The sequence below is a fragment of the Marinoscillum luteum genome (assembly GCF_044005705.1).
Lineage (GTDB): Bacteria > Bacteroidota > Bacteroidia > Cytophagales > Cyclobacteriaceae > Marinoscillum > Marinoscillum luteum.
Window position 1 is genome coordinate 73967 of record NZ_JBIPKE010000013.1, and the last position, 23511, is coordinate 97477.

Genomic DNA, 23511 nt, shown 5'->3' on the forward strand with positions numbered 1-23511 from the left:
CTCAAACAAGTAAAGAGCCTTACACCACAGGAGCAGCAACACTTGGCCAAATTAACTCTAAACTACCATGCAGCTACCAGGGCTTTACTGGGTGCAATTTTTCAGAAGGTTGGTACGCCGAATTTCAGCTCGAAAGGAGGATGAGAGGCACTCAATTGGCTTAAGCGGTTTCGGTATCCACGTACTACAATATACCGAGAGCAGGGTATGTTTTCGGCTCATAGGCAAGCATAACTTTATCCAAAAAACATCACGCACATGAACCGAATCAAACTATTCGCCATCTACTTGACCCTGGGTGGTCTTCTTGCATTCAATGCGGAAGCACAAAAATTACCTTTTGGAAAGAAGGACGACGCAAACGATGATCCAAAAGAGGAAGCCACGGAAGAAGAATCCGGGGGTTTCGGCGGCAAGCTGAAAGCAAAAGCCAAAAATTTCAATGTTATGAAATCCCTCGGCAAGCTGGCGGGAAATCTACTTACATCTACTACCGATGATTTGTCTACCCTTTCCATGCAGGTGATCTACATGCAAAACCTCTATCCCAGCGAGACGGAGACGATCGAAACCGAATATTTCGGTTTCTGGGAGCCCGGTATGGACATGGCTGGTGTGTTATTTCTGAAAAAAGAAGGCGTTGGGATGAGTAAGATTGATGGTACGGTAAATATTGATGGAAACCTTACAGAGCATGTGGCCAATGGATTTTATGGAGGTATTGTGTCGCAAAACAGCGGAGCACATACCGTCAACGTGTCTACTGTGCGCGGGGATCAGGCTGAGTTGAAGGCAGAGCCGATTGAGCCGATTGAAATCATTTCGGTCAATGGAAAACCCAAAGGTGAAGTGGTAGATGTAAACATGGATGAGGACCTGGTACTGGAGCTCAACCATCCCGAGGGTGGCACCGCGGATTTTTATGTAGCCGTGTTGGGAAAAGTGATGGGTATCAGGGGCTTTAACGAAATTGGTTTTTTCAAAAGCACCACCAAAATCATCATTCCGAAAGAAGCCTTCAGGCATACAGCCACCACAGCTTACAAGTTTGAGCAGGGAAGCAATTACCTGCTGGTGCAGCGCACAAAGGAAAAAGTAGTGAACCTGCCTGCTTTGGGTGCTGCTCAGGTGATATCCGGAGCCATGGACTGGTCACCCATTAATTTGGTGGGGGATCAAAAAACCTTTCTGGGTATCGGTACTGATGAGTTCAACGCTGGCTATAAGGCCAAAACCAAGGATGGTTTTGAAGTCAATGCCAATAAGCCAAATGCCTTCTGGGGGCCACCACTCTCTGAACCAAAGAAACTGGCCATGGCATCTTTCGTAGTTCGGGCCACACAGCTCAAGCAGCAGCAGGTAAAGACCTCCACTTCCACCTCCGGCAATGTGACCACTACTACCACTACCACCACCACCAAAACTTTCCCGGAGGTGCCAGAGGCTTATTGGGATCAACTTGTGAATGAGTTTTACAAGAAGTTTGAAACGGCCTTACTTGAGCAAATGAATGTGCAGCTGGTGCCAATAGAAACCACCATGAAAGCCAGTCAATACCAGCACTTGTTTGCTACGATGGATACCGTATCGGAGGAAATAGTAGTGAAGCCATACAAGGGTTGTAAGCTGCTTTTGCCAACCACGTTTAGTGAAACATGGGCCAGCCGAACCAGTACCTTTCCCTCAGATAAGCCGGAAATCAAACTTCTGGAAGAGCTTGGCGTGGACGGGATCATCTCAGTGACAGTAGACTGTGCCATGTCCTGGGAGGATGGCTCCCTGAGCCCACGGATGTCCTTCAGGATCAACGGACCTACCAATGGATGGAAAGTAGGCCCCACTACCTATGCCAATGGCCTTATAGCAGGTCCGGGACAAGGGATTAGTGAGACCGCAAAGAATGCTGCCGACATCACCGATCAGCTTAATCAAATCATGAATGTAGACAGGGTCATTGCATTGTTTACGGAAGCTATGGAAGGTCTGAAGGCAGATGAAGCCAATAAGGGGTATGAAAAAATATGGGCTTTGAAATAGATTCACGCCATCATTCATCGGTCATCGGTTGGCCGGTGCATATTGGCAGTTAATGAAGGGGCGGACCATGTTCGCCCCTTTTTTGTTGCGACTAGTTTTCCGAAGATTCCTGTATGGTTGCAAAACCAAACTTCCGTACGGTGAAATAGGCCAGATTTAGTCCTATGACAGAGGCGATCAGGTCATTGGGATCATAAGTGTTGTTATTGCCCAGACCATGCACCCTCAATTCGCCCGAGATGACGTAGATCGCCGCCAGGACAGCTGCTGTCAGAAATACATGGCCTGGTTTGAGGAAAGTTACTTTATGTAAGGTGATGTGCTTGACTCTGAAAAGTATACCAGTGAGTACCATGGTGCCCATGATCGCTTCAGCAAAATTGGGGAAGGACAGCACTATGACCTGAAGTGCATTGGGTAGATCGTTTTGGAGGACATATGGCCTGAGTAACACTTTGTTGAGGGCAAACATCACGAACATGCCCACAAACAAGTAAATGACATAAGGCCTGATCTTTATTTTTCTATTGTCAGTCATGGTAATTAATCTTTTTCCTCCGATTTCCGGGTATATAGCTTGTACAAAGCAAATAGCATCAGCCCAACGGCGGTGGTGATAAGTACATCGATCAACTCCGCTGTTTTTGAGCTAAAGAGCAACCATAAGGAGGCGAATATACCGCCTACTGCAAAAAGATGACCCCATGGAAGTTTGAAATAGCTGGTAGGCTGGCGTTTGTTGCGACGAAGCTTGATCAGTGCTCCACATACAGTAAGAAAAATGAGGATTTTACTGATCACACTGATGGAAAGGGCGTACAGAAAAGAACCCGACAAGGAACCCAGGAGGGCAACACCAGAAAACAACAACAAAGAGAGCGTTGGTGTTTGATATTTCCGGTGCAGACGTCCGAAGATACCCGGAAACTGATTCTCTTCACTGAGTGCATAGGGTACCCTGGAGCCCACCAGCATCACACTGTTGAGCGTGCCACTGATAGAAATCACTGCCCCAACGGTGATTAACCAGCCACCGCCAGACCCCATAAACAACTGAGCTGCGTCAGCGATGGGGGTATTGGAAGTAGCCAGCCCGGGCAGTGTGCCCATACTCACCACCTGAATGAGACCATAGAAGACCGCTACGCACAGGATGGAGAGAATCAGCGCAAAGGGAATGTTCTTAGCAGGGTTTTGGATTTCCCCGGTATTGACCAGTACCGATTCAAAACCAGTGAAGGCAAAAATGAGTACCAGTACGGACGTGGCAAATTCACCAGAGGATGGGTAGGACTGAGATGTCTGAATGAGGCTGGTGTCGATGAAGAAGAAACCTACGATCACAAAAATGAACAGCGGAAGCACCTTAGCAATGGCCAATCCATTACTCACCCTGGTGGAGCTCTTCACCCCAATGAGATTGATAAGCGTGAGGAGGAGTGTGACCCCAGAGATGATGGCCGCACGCCATATTTGACCTTGAAACGGGGGATAACAATACACCAGATAGGTCGCCAGGAGATTGATGAGTGCCGCATAGGTGGAAATACGCGTGATCAGGAGAATCCAGCCAATGACAAAGGCAGGAATTTTGCCAAAGGCAGCAAGGGTATAGAGATATGGTCCGCCGGTTTTGTCAAACCGACTGGCCACTTCCGCAAAATTGAAGACGATGATCAGAACGATCACAGCACAGACCAGCAAAGCAGCGATGCTGTAAATACCTGAGAGTGCATAAATCTTGGAGGGTAAACCAAATATGCCGGCACCTATGATGCTATTGATGAGCAGAAGTACAAGATCCCATCTTCTGATTTCTCTTTTAAGCATCTGGTATGGTCGGTAGCTTGATTCGCACATTCTAAATTAGACAATAGAACCCAAATGCAGATGTGATATGGATCTCAGGTCCTTTTTCAGTTTTGTCATTGACTGAGATTGGGGCTAATTTGCTGGTCTAACCACTACCAATTGAAAGCGACCTGCATCATAGTGCTCCTGTGCTTGTTTCTCAGTATTTCGTGTCCTGTACGGGTTTTGGCTGGGGCTAGCACTGATCAGCCCGGTACGCTGATCACCCGGGCAGATTCATGTGCCAAAGTACCCGATTTCCAGTGTGCCCTGGAGCTATATGAGTTGGCGTTGACCACAGGTATTGATTCATCAGACTCCCTTACTATCCGATTGGCACTCGGGGACATCAGGTATCAGCTGGGGCAGTTTGATCTGGCTTTTGTTCAATTTGATAGCGCCCTCTTGATGGCCGAAAAGATGGGCCTGGATTATGAGAAGGCGTTGGCCTTGAAGGGGCTTGCACATATTTTGTGGCGAACAGGTGAAAACGTGAGGGCTACGACCCTCATCATCGAAAGCATTGAGCTTTCCAGAAAACTGCAGGATACAGCAGCTATGATCACCTCCTCCAATATACTGGCGGGCATCTACATGAGTGTTGGGAATTTGGATGATGCCGGCAAACTTTATCAGGAGGCACTGGGCATGGCGTTGGGTATGCAGGACTCCCTGAATATTGCACAGGCGTATGAGTACCTCGGGGTGCTAGAGTTTTTTAGGGAGGATTATTATCGAGCCATCGACCTCTATGAGCAAGCACTGCAGATCAATTTGGGTATGGATAGGGGCCTTGAGTCCGGTATCAATTACAGCAACATCGCAGAGTCATTGAATAAACTAGGGGAGTACAGAGAGGCCCTGAAGTATTTGAAAAAGGGTGAAAAGGTGATGAAGCGGTATGACTTTCTCTCAGGTCTCATTTTTGTTTATTACACCATGGGGGATACTTATACGCAACTAAAGCAATATGATCTTGGAATCGCATTTTATCAGAAGAGCCTGGAGCTGATGGAGCTCTCTGGAGAAACCCGTGAAAAGCAGATGGTGTATGGTTTGATGGCCGAAAACTATGCTGCACAGAACAAATTTGAGGAAGCTTTTATCTATCACAAGCGGCATGCGGCAGCCAAAGACTCTCTGTTCAACATTACGAAGAACAATCAGTTGGAGGAGATCAGGGCTAAGTATGATTTGGAGAAGAAAGAGCAGGAAAACTTTTTTCTGGCAAAGGAAAATGAAGCCAAGGAAGAACAACTCGCCGTTAAGCAGTCCACCATCAGAAGACAGTATATCATGGGCGGACTATTGGTCTTGTTGCTACTGATCGCCATTTACCTGTCGGTTAAACTTTACCGGAACAAACTGTTACTATCCAGAGCCAATAAAACAAAGGATAAAATGTTTGGATTCATCGCCCATGATCTGATCAGTCCAATGGGCATTATTAAGTCACTTGCCGATTTACTTTCACCTGACTCTGGTTTTGACCTTACCAAGAAGGAACGGGACAATATGATGCGTGATATGCACAATTCGGCTAGTTCGGTGTTGATTTTATTGAAAGATGTACTCTTATGGTCTATCGCTCAGCAGCACGGTTATGATTTTAAACCAAAAGAGGTGAATCTTCGGGAGGTGTCGCAGAAAAATGCGGATCTCTATCATCTTCATGCAAAGAGCAAGGAAATAGCTATCAGAAATGAGGTCCCCGAAGGTATCAGGGCATTTGCCGATGTAAAGGCCGTTTCTACTATTATTAGAAATCTGATTTCCAATGCCATCAAGTTTACCGAAAAGGGCGGAACCATCACCCTCAGTGCCGCCCTGGATGATCCATCTATGGTCGTCCTGTACGTGTCGGATACGGGTATTGGTATGACATCATCCCAGCTGGAGCTGATCTTGTCTCGAAACGAACTCAATACTCAAAAAGGCACCGAAGATGAGCATGGATCCGGCCTGGGTTTAAACCTTGTCAAGGATTTTTTAAAGGAGTGCAAGGGGAGGCTGAATATCAAAAGTGAACCCAACCAGGGCACAACCATAGAGATCTACCTCCCAAAAGCTTAAGAGCGGTTAATGCCAGAGCACCAACATGCCTAATGCTTGATGATGACTTTTTGTTGATGGGTGAGGTTACCCATTGTGATTTCCAGCAGATAAAGCCCACTTTTCACCTTCTCTACCGGGATTTCATTTTTAAAAACTCCTGATTGTACCACCGCACCATTCAGGGCCACCAATTGATAGTGTTGAACAAGGTTAGTCCCAGTGTTGATCCTGATGAGATCATGAGCCGGATTGGAGACAACCTCAAACTGCCCGTAGGAGGAGGTGCTGAGCACAGTGGCCTCCCGGTCAAACGTAAGTATCATGGTCTGATAAGGAGATAAAAAGAGCCCTTTAAGATCGCCCTCAGAGGATACCGAGAGGAGGGATTCGCCACTTATATGGTCAAAAGGCGGTAGGTCAGCGGCGTTTGCATAGGACGAAAAGTCAATATCGAAGCGCTTGTTACTGGAAGTAGTGTTGATGGCAATGACAACCTTCTCATCATCTAATTGGCGCAGGTAGGTGAGCACGCCACCCAGAGAAGCATCGAGGGTAATGAAATCTCCGGTACGCAATGCAGCATAATCGTTGCGGGTATGAATGAGTTTTTTGTAATGGTTGAGTAGGGAAGAAGGGTCATCCTCCATTTCATCTACGTTGTTGTCGGCATAATTGGAAGAGGGGGCATTCCAGGCTGATCCGGCGGTGGTAAACCCGGCGTTTCTCCCTCCTGTCCATTGCATGGGGCGACGTATGTTTTCATCTGGCTTGGCTCCCAGCATGCCCACTTCCTCGCCATAATACAGGAAAGGTACACCGGGCAGTGTCAGGTATATAGACGCTGCAATTTTGGATTTGCCAATGTCAGAACTTAACTCATTCATGATGCGGTTTTGATCATGGTTGGTGAGAAAAGTAGAAAACTGATACCACGGGTAAGCGTTGATCACATTGGTGACCTGGTCGGTCAGATTGCTGATACTTCCTGATCTGGCCGCATTGATGATGCTCGTGGCCAGGTCAAACTCAAAACAGAAGTCGATGCGCTCATCGGTCACGTAAGGAACCACTTTGCTCGTGCTGGTCCAGGCTTCCCCTACGGTGATGGCATCAGGATTGAAGGATTTGATATGGCTGCTCAGGTCTTTGAAAAACGTATGGGTGGCTTCCAGGTCTTCCAGCTGACTACCATTTTCATAGATGTATTTGACGGCATCCAGCCGAAAGCCATCGATCCCTATTTCATCGATCCAGTAGGCGGCATGGTCAAACATGGCGGCTTTCAGGTCTGCATTTTCATAGTTGAGATCGGGCATTTGATCCCAGAATATACCGTAGTAGTATCCGGTTGCGGAGCTGTGCCAAACGTTTTGTCCCCAGGGACCACTGTAGCTCGGCTTGGTGTCACTCCACCTGTACCAGTCCCGTTTTTCAGCAGATATGGAGCTTTTTGAGTCTACAAACCACTGATGCTGCGCAGAAGAATGGTTCATTACATAGTCTATAATTACCTTAATGCCGCGGGCATGTGCAGCAGCCAAAAAGGCCTTGAAGTCTTCCATGGTGCCATAGTCAGGGTTGATGCCGCGATAGTCGGTGACGTCATAGCCATGATAGCTGGGAGATGGGTTGATGGGCATCAGCCAGATGCCTGTGATTCCCAGGTCTGTGTCTGTGTTGGGGTCACCGTCGTTGAGGTAGTCCAGCTTTTCGGTGAGTCCTTTGAAGTCCCCCACACCATCCCCATCACTGTCATAAAAGCTCCTTACAAATACTTCATAAAAGACCGCATCATTCCACCAGTCAAGTTCGGATTGTGCCTGGGTGAGGTGACCGAGGAAAAGAATGGAGACAAGGAGGTAGTTTTTCATACAATGAGGTTCAAGGGAAGGGGCAAGGTAATGAAATCGGTAAAAAGGAGGGTGAGTTTTGATACCAGCCTTTATCCCTTAGACTGAACGTAAGTAAAAGTACAGGCTGCTCTGTGATTTCTTGAGCAGCCTGTAGTGCTGAGTTTTATTTGAACATTCCGCTCACTACCAGGTCTTTGGAACCCGGAGTGTAATGGTAAAAACCCTCGCCGGTTTTTACGCCCTTGTAGCCGGCAGTGACCATATTGACCAGCAGTGGGCAGGGTGCATATTTTGGATTGCCAAAGCCTTCGTGCAGCACCTTCATGATGGAGAGACACACATCAAGCCCGATGAAATCGGCCAGCTGAAGTGGGCCCATTGGGTGAGCCATGCCCAATTTCATCACCGTGTCTATTTCCTCTACACCAGCTACTCCTTCAAAAAGGGTGTAAATAGCTTCATTGATCATTGGCATGAGTATTCTGTTGGCCACAAAACCAGGATAGTCGTTGACTTCTACAGGTGATTTCTGAAGTTTGGCTGAAGCTTCCATCACGGCCTGGGTGGTTTCATCACTGGTAGCGTAGCCACGGATCACTTCTACCAGTTTCATTACCGGTACAGGATTCATGAAGTGCATACCGATCACCTGTGCTGGTCTTTTGGTTTCTGCCGCTATTTTAGTGATGGAGATGGAGGAGGTGTTGGTAGCCAGAATGGCCTTGGCCGGTGAGTGTGCGTCCATCGTCTGGAAAATTTGCTTTTTGATCTCAAAATTTTCCGTGGCGGCCTCTATCACCAGGTCTGCATATTTCACTCCTTGTGCTACCTCTGTGAAGGTGGTGATATTGGCAAGGGTGGCCGTTTTATCGGCTTCCGTGATTTTCTCTTTGGCGACCTGCCGATCCAGATTTTTGCTGATAGTAGCCAATGCTTTTTTTAGGGCTTCTTCCGAAATGTCAATCAGGGCCACCTGATAGCCGTGCTGCGCAAACACGTGTGCGATTCCGTTGCCCATGGTACCAGAGCCTATTACTGAGATGTTGTTCATTTGAAATTTATTTTTGGGGTTTTGATAAAATGATTGTTTGGTACGGTGGCAAAGCTAAAACATCCGCGGTTTGTCTTACCTTTTTGGAAGTGGTAAAAAGGATAAGGGAGTAGGGTTCCAGCTGGCGAATACGCTTCACTCGGCTGCTGAGGTTGTGAACTACCAGCACAGTGTCACCAGCATGGGATCGGGTAAATGCCAGCAATTCATCATTGGCCAGGTCTATCTGCTCTACCTCTCCGTAGGTCATTACGGCGGACTTTCTCCTGAAATGAATCAGTGATTTATAGTGATTGAAGATAGATCCAGAGTCTTTCCGCTGCACACTTAGCGGAGCCACTACATTGGTGGTGTTATAGGTGGGTTCCATCCATTGTGTTCGCATAGAGTCGTTTTTGGTTTCCCAAAGGAAGGGCTCCCTGATCAGTTCATCGGGCTTCAATCCGCGCATGCCAATCTCCTCACCATAGTAGATGTAGGGCGCTCCCGGCAATGTCAGCAGAATGGAGGCAGCGAGTTTTGCTTTCTTCTCGTGATTCTCAAAGAATGACATCACTCGATTCTGATCATGATTGGTGAGAAAGGTGGTGTTGATAAAATCCGGGTTGTATTGCTTAAATGCTTTCTCACTTTCGTTGAAAAGTGTGACCGGAGAACCTTCATCCAGGACTTTCCAGGCATGTTCATGGATGGTAGCACTGACGACCTGGCCATTTTTCACTGTTTCCATAATGGAAAAAGCCAAATCAAAGTTGAAGAGGGCACTAAATCCCTGAGCAAAGGGTGCCTGAGTAGGCAGGTCTGCCCAAACTTCTCCTACCAGATAGACCTCTGGTTTGTAAGTCTCCATTTTGGTTTTGAATTCTTTCCAGAAGGCGTGATTATCGGCTGCACGATGGTCCGGATAGATGTGTTTGGCAGCATCCAGGCGAAACCCATCCACGCCTATTTTGGTCAGCCAGAAATTTCCAATCTCATAGATTTCTTCTCGCAGTTTGGGGTTGTCATAGTTGAGATCGGGCATGCCACTCCAGAAAAAGGAAAAATAAAGCTCATCCTGCCCGCTTACTTCATTCCATTGGTGGATGTTGTCACTATCTCCGGTTTTGGCTTTCAGGAGATTTCCCTCAGCCTCAATTCCCGCTTTGTCGGCCCATACAAAATAGTCTCTGTATTCTCCATCTTCTTTCAGAGCATTCAGAAACCACGGATGTAGCTTGGAGCAATGATTGATGACCAAATCCATGATCACCTTGATATGCCGCTGGTGTGCTTCCTCCAGGAATTCCTGAAAATCCTCCATGGTACCATAGTCGCTATGAATGCCGTAGTAATCAGAAACATCATACTTATGATAGGAGGGAGAGGGGTTAATGGGCATCAGCCAGACTGCCTCCACTCCGAGCTCCTGCAAATAGTCAAGTTTGGAGGTCATCCCTTTGATGTCTCCAATCCCATCTCCATCACTGTCGGCAAAGGACTGCACAAAGATTTCGTAAGTCACTGCATTCGGCCAGCGATCGGGTAGAGATTCTTTCAACTCTTTCTCCATAGGACTACAGGCAAGGGTGATAAGGGCCATTGAAAACAACCATAGATTCGCTCTCATGTTATTGCTTTTCCTGCATCTGATAAATCGCATAATTCATAGGGGGCACTTTAATCACGAGATCAGTGTCGTCGGTGTAATCCAGTGTGGAAGCCACTTCGATGCTAATTTGTACCGGTCCGCTGATTTGTGCCACTGGAGTGTTGATCCCAAAAGTTTCCCACGCAGGAGCGGGAATCTTTATTTTGGCGGTTTGTGGATTTTCATCAAAGTTGATCACGATCAGTAATACTTCGCCCGGGGTATGTCTGACAAACGTGTAGACTTTATCGCTATAGCCTGTGTAATCATCGTTGCGGTTGTAGTAGTGAAGGTCATAAAACTGGCCCTCACGAATGGCTTCCATGTTATTGCAGGCCTTGAGGATTTCGATGTATTCCTCCCGCAAAGCTTTCTGATCTTCTGATAGTTGGCCACCATCATACGCTCCGTTATTTACCCATTTTACATGCTCTGGCACCCCCCAGTAGTCGAAAATGGTGGTCCTTCCATCATCGCCACCAAAACCTGACACCCCCTGGCCGGGTTCGCCAACTTCCTGTCCAAAATAAAGCATCACAGGACCTGTATGCATGAAGGTGGATGCCGCCATCATAGGGATGCCTTTCCACATATCTCCCGCAAAATCAGGAGACGCAATACGCTGTTCGTCGTGATTTTCAAGAAACCTGAGCATATTGGCTCCGATCCCGTCCTGCCGCTGCCAGATGCCAGTGATGGCATCTGTAGTCATTTTGTTTTGTATGATATATTTCAGGGTATCATACATTTCCACTTTATCATACAGGTAGTCAAATCCACCTGTTTGGATGTATTCCCTGTAGGCATGGGGATTGTAAATCTCCGCCAGGAATACCACTTCGGGATACTGCTCCTTTACTTCTTTGGTCACCCATTGCCAAAATTGCACGGGTACCATCTCAGCCATATCGCAGCGGAAGCCATCTACATCTTTGGCGGCCCAATAGAGAAGGATGTCACGCATCTTACTCCAGGTGTCAGGGATTGTGTCAAAATATGTGGTGCGGTTGTTTTGGTAATCCACACCATAGTTGAGCTTTACGGTTTCAAACCAGTCGTATACTGAAGGGGATGCTGAGAATACATCGTTTCCGGTGGCTTTGGCCGGGAACTCTGCGAATTGTCCATCCTTGGTGGGGAAGTCGTTGTCCCCCAGCGACTGGTAACCTTCTGGTACTTTAAAAGGCTCACCGGGCAGGTAATAGAAGTTGTTGTTGGGATCAAAGGCCCTGGTGGTATCGTCATCCTCCCCAAAGTCAATGATGCCTTCGGGTCTTGCGTCAGAGTGGTAGGCTCTGGCCACATGATTGGGCACAAAATCGATCATCACTTTCAGGTTGGCAGCATGCGTCCTCCTGATAAGTGCTTCAAACTCCTGCATTCTGTCCGGCACTGACTCGGCCAGATCCGGATTGACATCATAATAGTCCTTAATGGCATAGGGTGAGCCGGCGCGGCCTTTTACCACATCTGCATCATCCAGTGGGATGCCAAAGGAGGTGTAATCTGTGAGGACGCCATGTTCGATCACACCTGTATACCACATGTGGGTAAATCCCATCTTTCGAATTTCCCCAAGCGCCTTTGCATTGATGTCTTTGAACTTACCCACTCCATTTTCCTCTAAAGTGCCCCAGGGCTTGTTGGTGGTGTTGGTGTTGCCAAACAGACGGGTAAACATCTGATACAGAACCATTCTTTCGTTGCTTTTTTTCATCGGATGCACGCCTTTGTAGTTGTATTCTTTCGTACTGCATGCCAACATGCAGACGGTCATGGTAAAGATTAACAGGGGTGTTTTCATGGGCCTAAAATAGGGGTTTTCGATCGATTTCTTAAGCGGAGTTGGAAGTAACCGGTTGGATTCGTTGGTGACTTTAAAACAGAAAAGCCATCACAAGGATGGCTTTTCATTAGATTTTATGAATGATTATGCGTTTTGATTGATATTGTTTAGATCTTCAAACGACACTTTCAATCTGGAGATAAAGCTTTTTTCAGCTTCTCTCAGCCATACCCTTGGGTCATAGTGCTTCTTGTTTGGCACATCATCTCCATCAGGGTTACCGATTTGTTCCTGTAGATAACCTTCTTTGGCCTGGTAATAATTTTTGATACCGTCCCAGAATGCCCACTGCAAGTCAGTGTCAAGGTTCATTTTGATGGCACCATAAGAGATCGCTTCTCTGATTTCTTCGCGGGTGGATCCTGATCCACCGTGGAATACAAAGTTTACAGGGTTCTTGCCTGTGCCAAATTTCTCCTGAATGTAATCCTGAGAGTTTTTAAGAATCTTAGGTGTAAGCTTCACATTACCTGGCTTGTAGACACCATGTACGTTGCCAAATGCAGCCGCAATGGTGAAATTAGGGCTGATTTCCATCAACTGCTCGTAGCAATAGGCCACTTCCTCAGGTTGTGTATAGAGTCGGCTGTTGTCAATGTCTGTATTGTCTACACCATCTTCTTCACCACCGGTAACTCCCAGTTCTATTTCCAAAATCATGTCCATTTTGGCCATGCGCTCGAAGTATTTCTTACAGGTGCCGATGTTTTCTTCCAAAGGCTCCTCAGAAAGGTCAATCATGTGAGAGCTGAAAAGTGGAGAACCTGTTTCGGCAAAGTGCTTTTCGTTGGCATCAAGCATTCCGTCTATCCAGGGAAGGAGTTTGCGGGCTGCATGGTCGGTGTGGAGAATTACAGAAACACCATATTTTTCTGCCATTTGATGTACGTGCTTCGCACCAGCTACTGCCCCGGCCACTGCAGCTGCCTGGTTGTCATTGCTCAAGCCTTTGCCGGCAATGAATGCTGCTCCACCATTAGAAAACTGAACAATCACTGGAGAATTCACTTCCCGTGCCGCTTCCAGTACTGCGTTGATCGTGTTGGTGCCGATGGTATTTACAGCAGGCAGTGCAAATCCATTTTCGTTAGCATAGTTAAGAAGGTCTGTTGCCTCTTTTCCAGTAAGTACACCAGGTCTGAATTTCATAAGTAAGTATTTAGGTTGCTTTTAATAAGTGGCAAATATAAGTCGTTCGTCGGATACCTGTGGCTACCTTTTAAATTCTTGTATCGGAGCCTGTTAATTATTGGGAATTTTCTATTTTAAAGCCGTGAAAAGGCCGTTTTTTGAGGATTATGCAAGATAATCATGGAATCGAGAGCTTGCAATCGTTTGTATCTCGCCAACCCATGATGGAGAGTTTTGAGAAGTTTTTGACATTTTTCAAGAGATATTCTCGGTGGCAGTCTTCAGATTAGAAAAATTCCGGTTTTTGGGAAAAAATAAAAGAGAGAAAAATATGAAGAAGCCAGGCCTTAGTACAGCTCAAATTTGGAACATGAGCATGGGCTTTTTGGGGATTCAGTTTGGGTTTGCACTACAGAATGCCAACGCCAGCAGAATACTCCAAAATTTTGGAGCGGATGTAGAACACTTGTCATGGTTTTGGCTGGCCGCACCTGTCACCGGTCTAATTGTCCAACCCATCATTGGTCACTACAGTGATCGTACCTGGAACAGGATGGGGCGAAGAAAGCCTTATTTCCTCACAGGGGCCATCCTGGCATCTATCGCCTTATGTTTGATGCCCAACTCAGGAGCACTGGCTTCATTTATCCCACCGATGTTTGTGGGAGCTGGTATGTTGATGATCATGGATGCCTCCATCAATATCTCTATGGAGCCATTCAGGGCCCTGGTGGGGGATATGTTGCCTACCGAGCAGCGCACGCAAGGATTTTCGGTTCAGGCCTCCCTCATTGGGTTGGGCGCTGTGGTTGGCTCATTTCTTCCGTACATGCTGGCAGAGTGGGTGGGTGTATCCAAAGTGGCTCCAGCTGGTGTGGTTCCCGACAATGTGATTTTCAGCTTCTATTTTGGAGCAGTAGTTTTTATAGCTACCATATTATGGACACTGGCTAAGACCAAAGAATATCCCCCGGAGGAGTATGCAGCCTTCAATGGGCAGGAAGAATCGCAGGAGAAGGGAAGCATTATGGATATTTTTAGGGACTTTGCTAAAATGCCCAAAACCATGAAGCAATTGGGGTTGGTGCAGTTTTTTAGCTGGTTTGGGCTGTTTTCCATGTGGGTCTTTTGTACGCCTGCCATAGCCCAGCACGTATATGGCGCTGGCGCTGAGGATTCGTCCTCGGTGGCTTATAATGATGCTGGCAACTGGGTGGGGGTGATGTTCACCGTTTACAATGCTGTGTCCGCGGTGGTAGCCTTGCTACTTCCGGCCATTGCGGCCAGGGTCGGCCGTAAGAGAACACATGCCATCGCATTGGCCCTGGGTGGCCTAGGATTACTCTCCATTTATTTTTGCCCTTCTCAGCCAGTCACTTTGGTGGCCATGGTCTTTGTAGGGTTGGCCTGGGCCAGCATTCTCTCCATGCCTTATGCCATTCTGGCGGGAGCCATTCCCGGCGGGAAAATGGGAATTTATATGGGGATTTTTAATTTTTTCATTGTGATGCCGCAGATTGTCAATGGCGTAATCGGCGGCCCAATTATCAAGAGATTGTTTGATTCTCAGGCGATTTTCGCGCTCATCATAGCGGGAGGATGTCTGCTTATAGCAGCCCTGACGGTAAATTTTGTAGAAGATAAAGACGAGGTAGTAGCATGAAGCTGAAATTTGTAGTGGGTTATAGGACCCAGTGGGGTCAGAATGTATATGTGACAGGATCAGCGAAAGAGCTGGGAAAAGGAGATGCAAGACAGGCAGTAAAGATGCAGCCCTCCTCCGGAGATTTGTGGACAGCAGAGGTAGCGTTCGAATCTACCGGTGATTTCACCTATCACTATTTCTTGAGAGATGAGAGCGGCCAGGAGCATCATGAGTTTGGTGAGGAACGCAAGTTGCAAGTCAACAAGCACTTTGATAAGATGCACTTGCGGGATTACTGGAGACCACAGCATGCCTTTGAGAACTCACTTTACACGGCGCCCTTCACCAAAGCATTCTTTGCACGTGGTAAGGCTGTCAAATACAAAGTAGACCTCAAGTCTTCTTCGCATTTTGTGCGCTTGCAATTGCGGGCTCCACGCATCGGGCGAGATTATCAGATGGCTGTTGTGGGAAGTACCAAATCCCTGGGAGCCTGGGACGAGTCCAAGGCTGTTTTGATGAGTGATGAGGACTTTCCGGTATGGAAGGTTGATATTCCAACCTCTGCCAAAGAAGTGCCTTTTGAATACAAATTTGTCATTTACAGTCACAAAGAGGGTCGGGTGGTCACCTGGGAGGGTGGTGATAATAGGTATTTCCCGCTTTATACCTTCTCGAAGGAGTCCAAGCTCATTGTGCATTCTGAGGAGTTTTTTCATTACCCGGTGGGTAATTGGAAAACTGCCGGAGTAGCCATTCCCGTTTTTTCGCTCAGGTCCAAAGAGGGGTCGGGAGTGGGTGAGTTCACAGATATCAAAAAACTGGTGGACTGGTCCGTTAAGACAGGATTGAAAGTGGTACAGATACTGCCCGTGAACGATACGGTAGCTACTCATACCTGGGTGGACTCATACCCGTATGCAGCGATCTCGGTAGAGGCCCTTCATCCGATTTATGCCAACCTCCAGTCCATGGGAAAGCTCAAGGACAAAAAGGTACAGTCGGAGATTGATAAGGAGGCCGCGAGGTTGAATGCTCTGCCTGAGGTAGACTATGAGGGTGTGATGAAATTGAAAACCCGATTTTTCAAGCTGAGTTTTGAAGAGAAGGGAGCTGCATTTTTGAAGAGCAAGGAGTTCAAGGACTTTTTCCAAAACAATGAAAACTGGCTGCCTGATTATGCTGCATTTAGCTACTTGCGGGATAAACATGGTACTCCAGATTTCACCCAGTGGGGGAGTTGTGCCGAGATGAGCAGCGATGCGCTGGAAACTTTCGTGGACCCCAAGCAGAAGCACTACCAGGACATTGCCATCCATTATTACATCCAGTACCATCTCGATAAGCAACTGAAGGAGGCTACCGCCTATGCCAGATCTCAGGGTGTGGTGCTGAAGGGAGACATCCCGATAGGGATATATAGAAACTCTGTAGATGCCTGGAGACTGCCTCACTTATTCAATATGGACACCCAGGCTGGAGCCCCGCCGGATGACTTTTCTATCTCCGGCCAAAACTGGGGCTTCCCTACCTACAATTGGGAGGAAATGGCCAAGGATGACTACCACTGGTGGCGCGATCGCATGGTGAAAATGTCCGAGTACTTTGACGTATTCAGAATTGATCACATCCTTGGATTTTTCAGGATTTGGGAGATTCCATGGGAGCACGTGGAGGGATTGCTGGGAAGATTTAACCCAGCACTCCCAGTTCACTTAAACGAGCTTAGAGATCGTGGAATCAATTTTGACTATGATCGCTTTTGCCGACCATATATCAGGAGGCACATGATCTATGATATTTTTGGAAACTACGCTGATCTGGTACTGGAAGAATACCTCCATGAATATAAGGCTGGATGCTATGCACTCAAAGAGCCTTTTGATACCCAAAGAAAAATCAAAGCTCACTTCGACGAACTGGTGGATAATGATCCCGAGAGCAAGGATTTCAATATATGGATCAGAAACAGCCTCTACAGACTTCATAGTGAGGTACTGTTTCTGGAGGCTCCTCTTTCGGATGGCCAGGCATTTAATCCCCGAATCGGCCTGCACAATACCTACTCCTATGGTGAGTTGGATTACGACACTCAGCAAAGGGTAGATCAACTGTACGTCCACTTTTTTTATCAGCGGCACAATGATTTTTGGAGGGAAAGTGCCATGCGCAAACTTCCCATGCTGAAAGGGGCAACTGATATGCTCATCTGCGGAGAGGATCTGGGGATGGTGCCAGCCAGTGTGCCCGGTGTAATGAGTGAATTACAAATCCTCAGTCTGGCCATTCAGCGAATGCCCAATGATGACAGAGAGTTCTGGCATCCTGCGGATACGCCGTATCTGAGTGTGACCAGTACGGGCAGCCATGATATGACTACATTGAGAGAATGGTGGCAGGAGGACGATAAGCAGACCCAGCGGTTTTACAATCAGATTTTGGGACAACAGGGTAAAGCTCCCTACTTCTGTGAGCCATGGGTGGCTCATCAGGTGATCAATCAGCACCTGCATTCACCAAGTATGCTGGCTATATTTCCTATTCAGGACCTCATTGCCATGGATGGTGCTCTGCGATCTGATACACCAGAGAAAGAACGCATCAATGTGCCCGCTAATCCTCAGCATTACTGGAAGTATCGCTTTCATATGAATATGGAAGATCTGCTTCAGGAAGAAGGATTCAACTCTTTTCTCCGTCAGCTGATCGATCAGGGTGGGCGAAGTGCCGATTATTGACGCGCTACGTCCAACGGTTTTTAGTGATGATGTGTCATAAGGCATATCATCACTAAACACTGACCCATCATGCGTTACACACTTTTACTCCTCTCGATGCTGGTCCTGGCCTGTGGTCCGGACGACTTCCATCCTGATTTCAATCAGGAGTCAACTATGGGTTTCAGACCCATCTATGCAGACAGCTCCGAACTAAACATAGGTCTTGAAAGTGCCAGAAACATCGTTTCGGCAGGAAAGATCTACAGCTATGGCAACCTCCTTCTGGTCAACGAAGTAGGCAAAGGGCTCCACGTCTACGACAATACTGATCCCAGAAAGCCGGTGAATAAGTTTTTTGTGACCATACCGGGCAACCATGATATGGCTATGAAAGACGGGGTGCTCTATGCGGATAATTATGACGATCTCCTCGCTTTGCAGGTTTCCAGCGATACGGTGATCATTTTGAAGCGTCTGGAGGATGTGATCGGATTTACAGCTGAGTTCCCATCACAAAACAATGTCTATTTTGAATGTGTGGAAGAGGGTAAGGGAATAGTGGTAGGTTGGGAACAAACCATGATTGAAAAACCTAAATGCTACAAGCCATGAGAAAGCTCCTTTTATTACTCGTAGTATCTTTTTGCTGGTCTTGTACCGATGAGAGTGGAGATGTAGGCTTCATCGATGGAGGAGGTGTTGGTGTGGGTGGTTCTACTGCTCGTTTTGCCATCAATGGTGAATTCCTTTACATCGTCAGCAACACCGATCTGAAGGTTATCAATATCAGCAGTGTAGCCGACCCACAGTATCAGAGCTCCACTCCAATTGGCTCTGGTATAGAAACGATTTTTGGTTTCAAAGGAAACCTGTTTATTGGCGGACAGAGCGGAATGAAAATCTACACCGTGGATGCCCTTGGAAGACCTACCTACCGATCGGAATTTGTCCATCGCACGGCCTGCGATCCGGTCATCGCCAATGATCAATATGCATATGTCACTACCAGATCAGGAGAGGGATGCAATAACACCCTTTTTGAGGCCAATAGGTTGGTAACACTCGATGTATCGAACCTGGATAATCCATTTGATGTGGATCAGCAGCAGATGATCAATCCTCGTGGGTTGGCGTTTTTCAAGGGTGACCTCTTTGTAGCAGAAGGGGCTAGCGGGCTAAAGCAGTTTAGTCTGGAGGATCCGGCACATCCCGTATTGATTCATTTCCATACAGAGATAGCGGCAAACGATATGATCGCACTTGAAAACACCATGATCATCACCAGAGATGATGGGATCTATCAGTTTGGATGCGTGGATGAAGACCTGGAGTTATTCAGTCCAATTCAATGAAAAGGTATCTGCTTTTAAGCTTGCTCCCGCTCTTTGCGGCGAGCTTGTATGCCCAGTATCAGGAGCCTCAGAAGGAAGATCATCCCCTGACTGCAAATCGATTGATCCTGAAGGGAGATTTTGCCAATGCTGTGAATCCCAAGGATCCATCCGTGCTATTGTCATTAGAATATCAATTTCGCACCTGGGTGAGCTTCATCCAGGAAGTGGGAGTGGTGGCTGCGGTGCGTAGCGAAGAGTCTGTGGGAGATGAATATTTGGGGTTTAAGGCCCGCGAAGAGCTACGCTTTTATTATCAACCCGGAAGCTCGGAGGAAGCCCTTTGGTACTTTAGTGTCAATGCAATGTATCGGTATCTGAAGGTAGACGAGCCCGTGACTGTAGGCTATGGATGTACCTCAGGCTGGACCGGCTCGTGTGATTATCTCAGGTTTTATGATGAAGAGACTAGTTCACATCGATATGGAGGTGGGTTCCGGATGGGGATCAGCAAAAGTGTAAGTCCTCGTCTGACACTGGAAGGTGACATTGGCCTGAACATGATGTATCTACTTCTGAACCGAAGGCAAGAGGACAATGTAACCTACTTCTTTCGAGATGATTTTTTCTTCAATAACGAAAAGGGTCTGAGATTACAGCCTACTTTGTCGGCAAAAGTGGGCTATGTACTGATGAAGAGACCCTAGCCTAATAATCCCTGACAATATTGGCTGACCGGTCAAAATGCATGAGCAGCCAGTTCCAGATTTCCATGGGGTTGTACTGCTTTTGTATGCCGGGAAACTGGTTGTGGAGCCTTACAATCACCTGGTCATATTGCTGACTGTTGAGGTGGTAGAGTTCACAAAGTTTCTGTTTGACAGAATCTTGCACGATGAATTTCTGGTAGGTGATCGTTTCACGGGTCTCCTTATAGGCTTCCACTGCCTGACGTTTTTCCCTCTCGTCCCTACTGAAGTAGGTGATGGGGCCGTAGATGGTGACCGCTGGTACAGGCACACCACCTACCCCTGTGGCTCCAAACCCTACATCACCTGGCTGAATGCCATCTGTCTTTTCCGTAATACTCACCCCGGGAATGATGATAGGTTCGCCATGAACATTCAGAGGCACCCGATAATTGGGGTCTGCATAAATGGTAATGGACGGTAGTAAAATGGAGTCCTCAGGCAGGGTGATTTTCAGGTAATTCACCAGATGAACGGAGTTGACCGGAAGGGTAAGGGATTGGTACCCAACATAAGAGAAAAGCAAGGTGTCCCCCTTTTTGGCGGTCACCTTGAAGTTGCCATGGATGTCACTGACTTTTCCCAGACCCATGGTTTGATTGTACACATGGCAGAAGCCCACCGGTTCCTCGCTTTCGTTGAGAACGGTCCCTGAGATCACATGCTGAGCTGATATGCTTGTGAAATGAAATAATAAAATGGCATAAAACCAGTTTTTCACGTAGCAAAGAAACACAGAATGATGCAGAAACATTTTTGCTCAACAGCCATTTTAACAAATATTATGAAGTTACTTTTTACCGAACGGATGTAACTTTCTCATGATTTAAACGACAGTCCCATGATTCAGTCCGATTATTTAAAGGAAAACCCGTTTCTCTTCTCTTTTGTGCCCATGTTTTACATGGTGTGGGCCGATGCCATTCTCACACCCAGTGAGATACTGAAGATTAGAGAGCTGATAGAGCAGCAGGTCTGGATTACTCAGAAGGAGCGGACCTTTTTACTCTCGCACCTGGATCCTCAAAACCCACCGTCACCCGGCCAGCTGAAGGAATGGCTCTTCGAAATCAGGCGGGTTTCTCAGGACCTCACTCCCCAGATGAAGCGCAGCTTGGTCGATATTGGCATTGAATTGGCCCGGTTAAATGCCAGAAATCAGGATGACAAGACTTTGGAGGCAGCCAGGGCTCCACTTACCGATATTGAGGAGGCGCTGGGGATTCTCTCCAGGGAGGCGGCCTTTCATCTGAGATCACAGGAGCGTACCACCCAGACCGGGGGACAGCAAACAGAGGCTAGTTTTGATCTTAATAAGATGAGTGAACTGCTGGATGGAAAAAACCGGGTGGTGATCAGAAAGGTCAAGACGATACTTTCCGATCCGGAGTTTGAATATTATAAGGGAGAAAGTACTGCAGAGTATCGGGAGCAGGTTCTGAAATGGTGCCAGTACCTGGCAGATCAGGGCTTTGGAGGCATGGCATACCCGGAGGCCTTTGGAGGTCAGGGTGATATGGCCAGTTATTTTGCCATCATGGAAACGCTTTCTTATCACGACCTGAGCATGGTTATCAAGTTTGGCGTGCAGTTTGGGCTATGGGGGATGAGTGTCTACTTTTTGGGTACAGAAAAGCACCATCAGCAGTATCTCAAAGATATCGGTACATTGAAACTTCCGGGCTGTTTTGCAATGACCGAGACCGGGCATGGGTCCAATGTGAAAGGGATAGAGACCACCGCCACTTACCATCACAAGACCAAAACCCTTGTGATCAATACGCCGCACCATGGTGCCGGCAAAGAATATATTGGGAATGCCGCCGTGCATGGCCAAATGGCCACAGTTTTTGCCAAACTGATTATCGATGAGGTAGACTATGGTGTGAATGCCTTTGTGGTGCCACTGCGCGATTCGGATGGTCATACAGTAAGTGGGGTGATCATAGAAGATTGCGGGCCAAAAATGGGCCTCAATGGTGTCGATAATGGCCGAATTTGGTTTGACGAAGTGGTAATCCCTGTAGAGAATATGCTGGACAAGTTTGCATCTATCGATGCAGATGGAAAATTCAAAAGCCCGATTACCAGTGATAACAGGCGATTTTTTACCATGTTGGGTACCTTAGTGGGGGGTAGAATTGGCATTCCTCGCTCTGGTCTTAGCGCTATGAAAACAGGGTTGACCATAGCCATCAGATATGGAGACACGCGTCGGCAGTTTGGGCCTGAGAATGGCTCCGAGGTGCCCATTCTGAATTACCGCACCCATCAGCGCAGGCTGATGCCCCTACTGGCTGAGAGCTACGCCATCCATTTTTCATTGCAGTACCTCACTAATCGTTTTTTGAGCCGAAGTGAGGAGGATATGCAGGAAATAGAGGCGATGGCCGCAGGGTTGAAATCATTTGCTACCTGGCGAACGACCCATGCCCTGCAGGAGTGCAGGGAGGCTTGCGGGGGTAAGGGCTACCTATCCGAAAATCGCATAGACAGACTCAAAAATGATACTGACGTGTACACCACTTTTGAAGGTGATAACACCGTGCTGATGCAGCTTGTAGCCAAAAGCCGGTTGTCAGAGTTTAAGAAGGAGTTCTCTGATATCAACCTTTTTGGAGTGCTCAGCTATGTGGCGTCTCAGGCAAAAACCAGTCTCTCAGAAATGAACCCGCTTACGGTGCGTAACACGGACCCTGAGCACCTGCTGGATTTTGAGTTTTATCTGAATGCTTTCAGATATCGTGAACGGGACATTCTCACTTCTGCAGCACGGCGCATCAAGAAGCATCTGGACAATGGTATGGATTCTTTTGATGCTTTCAATCAAACGCAGTACCATATGGTGAATGTGGGCTTTGCCTATATCGAGCGGCTAATCCTTGAACAATTTATCGCTCAGGTGAAGAAGACCGAAGATGAGGGCTGCAAGATGATCCTGACCAAGTTGTGTCAGCTTTTTGCATTGTCTCAGATGGAGAAAAACAAGGGCTGGTACCTGGAACATGATTACATGGCAGGAGTGAAGACCAAGGCGATTCGTAAAATGATCAACCAGCTTTGCCTGGAGGTAAGGGAAAATGCAGTGCCACTGGTCAATGCCTTCGAGATCCCAGAGAGCTGTCTGGCTGCGCCCATTGCCATGAAATGATCAATGCACGCGTCTGATCTGAAGGATATGATGTTCCATGTGTTCCACATAGTCAGTCATCAGAAACCTCAGGTCAGAAGCGCTGTTATCTGCAAATCGAATTTCATAGGATAACGTAGCATCGGTTTGGGCTGCTATGATGATTCCAATGCGGCGATTGAGTGATTTCCAAAGTACGAGCAATTCCTGCAAATCAGCATGCTGATAATCATTGGCTCGCACCAGATCATCCTGACGGTAGTTTCTGATCACATAAGGTTTCTCTGCATACTGAATCTCGGTAAATCGCTGCAGATTGTTGATGGCTGAATCGATCAGGTGTCCAAGGATCTCCCTTTTAGACCATTTATTAGGCGCTGGCTTTTGTGAAAGTACTTCTTCTGAGCAGCTGGTCAGATAGGCCTCAGTTTGCACCAGAAGGCGCTCAAGTTTTTGTATGCTATCGTTCATACATCTATGGT

At 47.3% G+C, this 23511-nt stretch carries 17 protein-coding genes; 8 read left to right on the forward strand and 9 right to left on the reverse strand.

Annotated features, from left to right (window positions below; genetic code table 11):
* Positions 1-258 precede the first annotated feature (258 nt).
* Positions 259-2037: a hypothetical protein gene (locus ACHKAR_RS05195; RefSeq protein ID WP_395416456.1), complete on the forward strand. Its 1779-nt coding sequence runs from the start codon at positions 259-261 to the stop codon at positions 2035-2037.
* A gap of 91 nt (positions 2038-2128) precedes the next feature.
* Here the strand turns inward: ACHKAR_RS05195 and ACHKAR_RS05200 are convergent, their stop codons facing one another.
* Positions 2129-2575, reverse strand: coding sequence for a hypothetical protein (locus tag ACHKAR_RS05200; RefSeq protein ID WP_395416457.1), 447 nt, complete (start codon positions 2573-2575; stop codon positions 2129-2131).
* Between the two features lie 5 nt (positions 2576-2580).
* Complete coding sequence (locus ACHKAR_RS05205) at positions 2581-3867, reverse strand: APC family permease (RefSeq protein WP_395416458.1); 1287 nt, start codon at positions 3865-3867, stop codon at positions 2581-2583.
* 141 nt (positions 3868-4008) lie between these two features.
* On the opposite strand from ACHKAR_RS05205, the gene ACHKAR_RS05210 reads away from it, so the two are divergent.
* A complete protein-coding gene (locus ACHKAR_RS05210; protein WP_395416459.1) occupies positions 4009-5961 on the forward strand; it encodes a tetratricopeptide repeat-containing sensor histidine kinase in 1953 nt (650 codons plus the stop codon).
* Between the two features lie 29 nt (positions 5962-5990).
* Here ACHKAR_RS05210 and ACHKAR_RS05215 read toward each other — a convergent pair whose 3' ends face one another.
* From ACHKAR_RS05215 to fbaA, 5 genes are all read right to left on the reverse strand, one after another.
* On the reverse strand, positions 5991-7814 hold the full coding sequence (locus tag ACHKAR_RS05215; protein WP_395416460.1) for an alpha-amylase family glycosyl hydrolase: 1824 nt from the start codon (positions 7812-7814) through the stop codon (positions 5991-5993).
* Positions 7815-7959: 145 nt separating this feature from the next.
* Positions 7960-8847 (reverse strand): 3-hydroxybutyryl-CoA dehydrogenase, encoded by an 888-nt coding sequence (locus ACHKAR_RS05220; protein ID WP_395416461.1) that lies wholly within the window; start codon positions 8845-8847, stop codon positions 7960-7962.
* A gap of 7 nt (positions 8848-8854) precedes the next feature.
* Complete coding sequence (locus ACHKAR_RS05225) at positions 8855-10456, reverse strand: alpha-amylase family glycosyl hydrolase (RefSeq protein WP_395416462.1); 1602 nt, start codon at positions 10454-10456, stop codon at positions 8855-8857.
* Position 10457: 1 nt separating this feature from the next.
* On the reverse strand, positions 10458-12281 hold the full coding sequence (locus tag ACHKAR_RS05230) for an alpha-amylase family protein (RefSeq protein ID WP_395416463.1): 1824 nt from the start codon (positions 12279-12281) through the stop codon (positions 10458-10460).
* 126 nt (positions 12282-12407) lie between these two features.
* On the reverse strand, positions 12408-13472 hold the full coding sequence (gene fbaA / locus ACHKAR_RS05235) for a class II fructose-bisphosphate aldolase (protein WP_159580871.1): 1065 nt from the start codon (positions 13470-13472) through the stop codon (positions 12408-12410).
* Between the two features lie 313 nt (positions 13473-13785).
* Here fbaA and ACHKAR_RS05240 point away from each other — a divergent pair, with 313 nt between their 5' ends.
* From ACHKAR_RS05240 to ACHKAR_RS05260, 5 genes are all read left to right on the forward strand, one after another.
* Positions 13786-15117, forward strand: a complete 1332-nt coding sequence (locus ACHKAR_RS05240; protein WP_395416464.1) for an MFS transporter — start codon at positions 13786-13788, stop codon at positions 15115-15117.
* Positions 15114-17837, forward strand: coding sequence for a 4-alpha-glucanotransferase (locus ACHKAR_RS05245; RefSeq protein WP_395416465.1), 2724 nt, complete (start codon positions 15114-15116; stop codon positions 17835-17837). Before ACHKAR_RS05240 ends, ACHKAR_RS05245 begins: the two co-directional genes overlap by 4 nt.
* Before the next feature lie 69 nt (positions 17838-17906).
* The gene (locus ACHKAR_RS05250; protein ID WP_395416466.1) at positions 17907-18431 is read left to right on the forward strand and encodes a hypothetical protein; all 525 of its coding nucleotides are present in this window, start codon (positions 17907-17909) and stop codon (positions 18429-18431) included.
* Entirely contained in the window at positions 18428-19171 is a 744-nt protein-coding gene (locus ACHKAR_RS05255; protein ID WP_159580865.1) for an LVIVD repeat-containing protein, read from the forward strand. Before ACHKAR_RS05250 ends, ACHKAR_RS05255 begins: the two co-directional genes overlap by 4 nt.
* Complete coding sequence (locus ACHKAR_RS05260; RefSeq protein WP_395416467.1) at positions 19168-19857, forward strand: hypothetical protein; 690 nt, start codon at positions 19168-19170, stop codon at positions 19855-19857. The genes ACHKAR_RS05255 and ACHKAR_RS05260 overlap by 4 nt, the downstream gene beginning before the upstream one ends.
* Before the next feature lies 1 nt (position 19858).
* On the opposite strand, the gene ACHKAR_RS05265 is transcribed toward ACHKAR_RS05260, so the two are convergent.
* Entirely contained in the window at positions 19859-20653 is a 795-nt protein-coding gene (locus ACHKAR_RS05265) for a carboxypeptidase-like regulatory domain-containing protein (RefSeq protein WP_395416468.1), read from the reverse strand.
* Between the two features lie 87 nt (positions 20654-20740).
* Here ACHKAR_RS05265 and ACHKAR_RS05270 point away from each other — a divergent pair, with 87 nt between their 5' ends.
* Complete coding sequence (locus tag ACHKAR_RS05270) at positions 20741-23050, forward strand: acyl-CoA dehydrogenase family protein (protein ID WP_395416469.1); 2310 nt, start codon at positions 20741-20743, stop codon at positions 23048-23050.
* On the opposite strand, the gene ACHKAR_RS05275 is transcribed toward ACHKAR_RS05270, so the two are convergent.
* Positions 23051-23500 (reverse strand): DinB family protein, encoded by a 450-nt coding sequence (locus ACHKAR_RS05275; RefSeq protein ID WP_395416470.1) that lies wholly within the window; start codon positions 23498-23500, stop codon positions 23051-23053.
* Positions 23501-23511: the final 11 nt, after the last annotated feature.

Bases quoted from the DNA above. Each gene is read 5' to 3' on its own strand.
- ACHKAR_RS05195 (WP_395416456.1), top strand. From the start codon at position 259: ATGAACCGAATCAAACTATTCGCCATCTACTTGACCCTGGGTGGTCTT.
- ACHKAR_RS05200 (WP_395416457.1), bottom strand. From the start codon at position 2,575: ATGACTGACAATAGAAAAATAAAGATCAGGCCTTATGTCATTTACTTG.
- ACHKAR_RS05205 (WP_395416458.1), bottom strand. From the start codon at position 3,867: ATGCTTAAAAGAGAAATCAGAAGATGGGATCTTGTACTTCTGCTCATC.
- ACHKAR_RS05215 (WP_395416460.1), bottom strand. From the start codon at position 7,814: ATGAAAAACTACCTCCTTGTCTCCATTCTTTTCCTCGGTCACCTCACC.
- ACHKAR_RS05220 (WP_395416461.1), bottom strand. From the start codon at position 8,847: ATGAACAACATCTCAGTAATAGGCTCTGGTACCATGGGCAACGGAATC.
- ACHKAR_RS05225 (WP_395416462.1), bottom strand. From the start codon at position 10,456: ATGAGAGCGAATCTATGGTTGTTTTCAATGGCCCTTATCACCCTTGCC.
- ACHKAR_RS05230 (WP_395416463.1), bottom strand. From the start codon at position 12,281: ATGAAAACACCCCTGTTAATCTTTACCATGACCGTCTGCATGTTGGCA.
- fbaA (WP_159580871.1), bottom strand. From the start codon at position 13,472: ATGAAATTCAGACCTGGTGTACTTACTGGAAAAGAGGCAACAGACCTT.
- ACHKAR_RS05240 (WP_395416464.1), top strand. From the start codon at position 13,786: ATGAAGAAGCCAGGCCTTAGTACAGCTCAAATTTGGAACATGAGCATG.
- ACHKAR_RS05245 (WP_395416465.1), top strand. From the start codon at position 15,114: ATGAAGCTGAAATTTGTAGTGGGTTATAGGACCCAGTGGGGTCAGAAT.
- ACHKAR_RS05250 (WP_395416466.1), top strand. From the start codon at position 17,907: ATGCGTTACACACTTTTACTCCTCTCGATGCTGGTCCTGGCCTGTGGT.
- ACHKAR_RS05255 (WP_159580865.1), top strand. From the start codon at position 18,428: ATGAGAAAGCTCCTTTTATTACTCGTAGTATCTTTTTGCTGGTCTTGT.
- ACHKAR_RS05260 (WP_395416467.1), top strand. From the start codon at position 19,168: ATGAAAAGGTATCTGCTTTTAAGCTTGCTCCCGCTCTTTGCGGCGAGC.
- ACHKAR_RS05265 (WP_395416468.1), bottom strand. From the start codon at position 20,653: ATGTTTCTGCATCATTCTGTGTTTCTTTGCTACGTGAAAAACTGGTTT.
- ACHKAR_RS05270 (WP_395416469.1), top strand. From the start codon at position 20,741: ATGATTCAGTCCGATTATTTAAAGGAAAACCCGTTTCTCTTCTCTTTT.
- ACHKAR_RS05275 (WP_395416470.1), bottom strand. From the start codon at position 23,500: ATGAACGATAGCATACAAAAACTTGAGCGCCTTCTGGTGCAAACTGAG.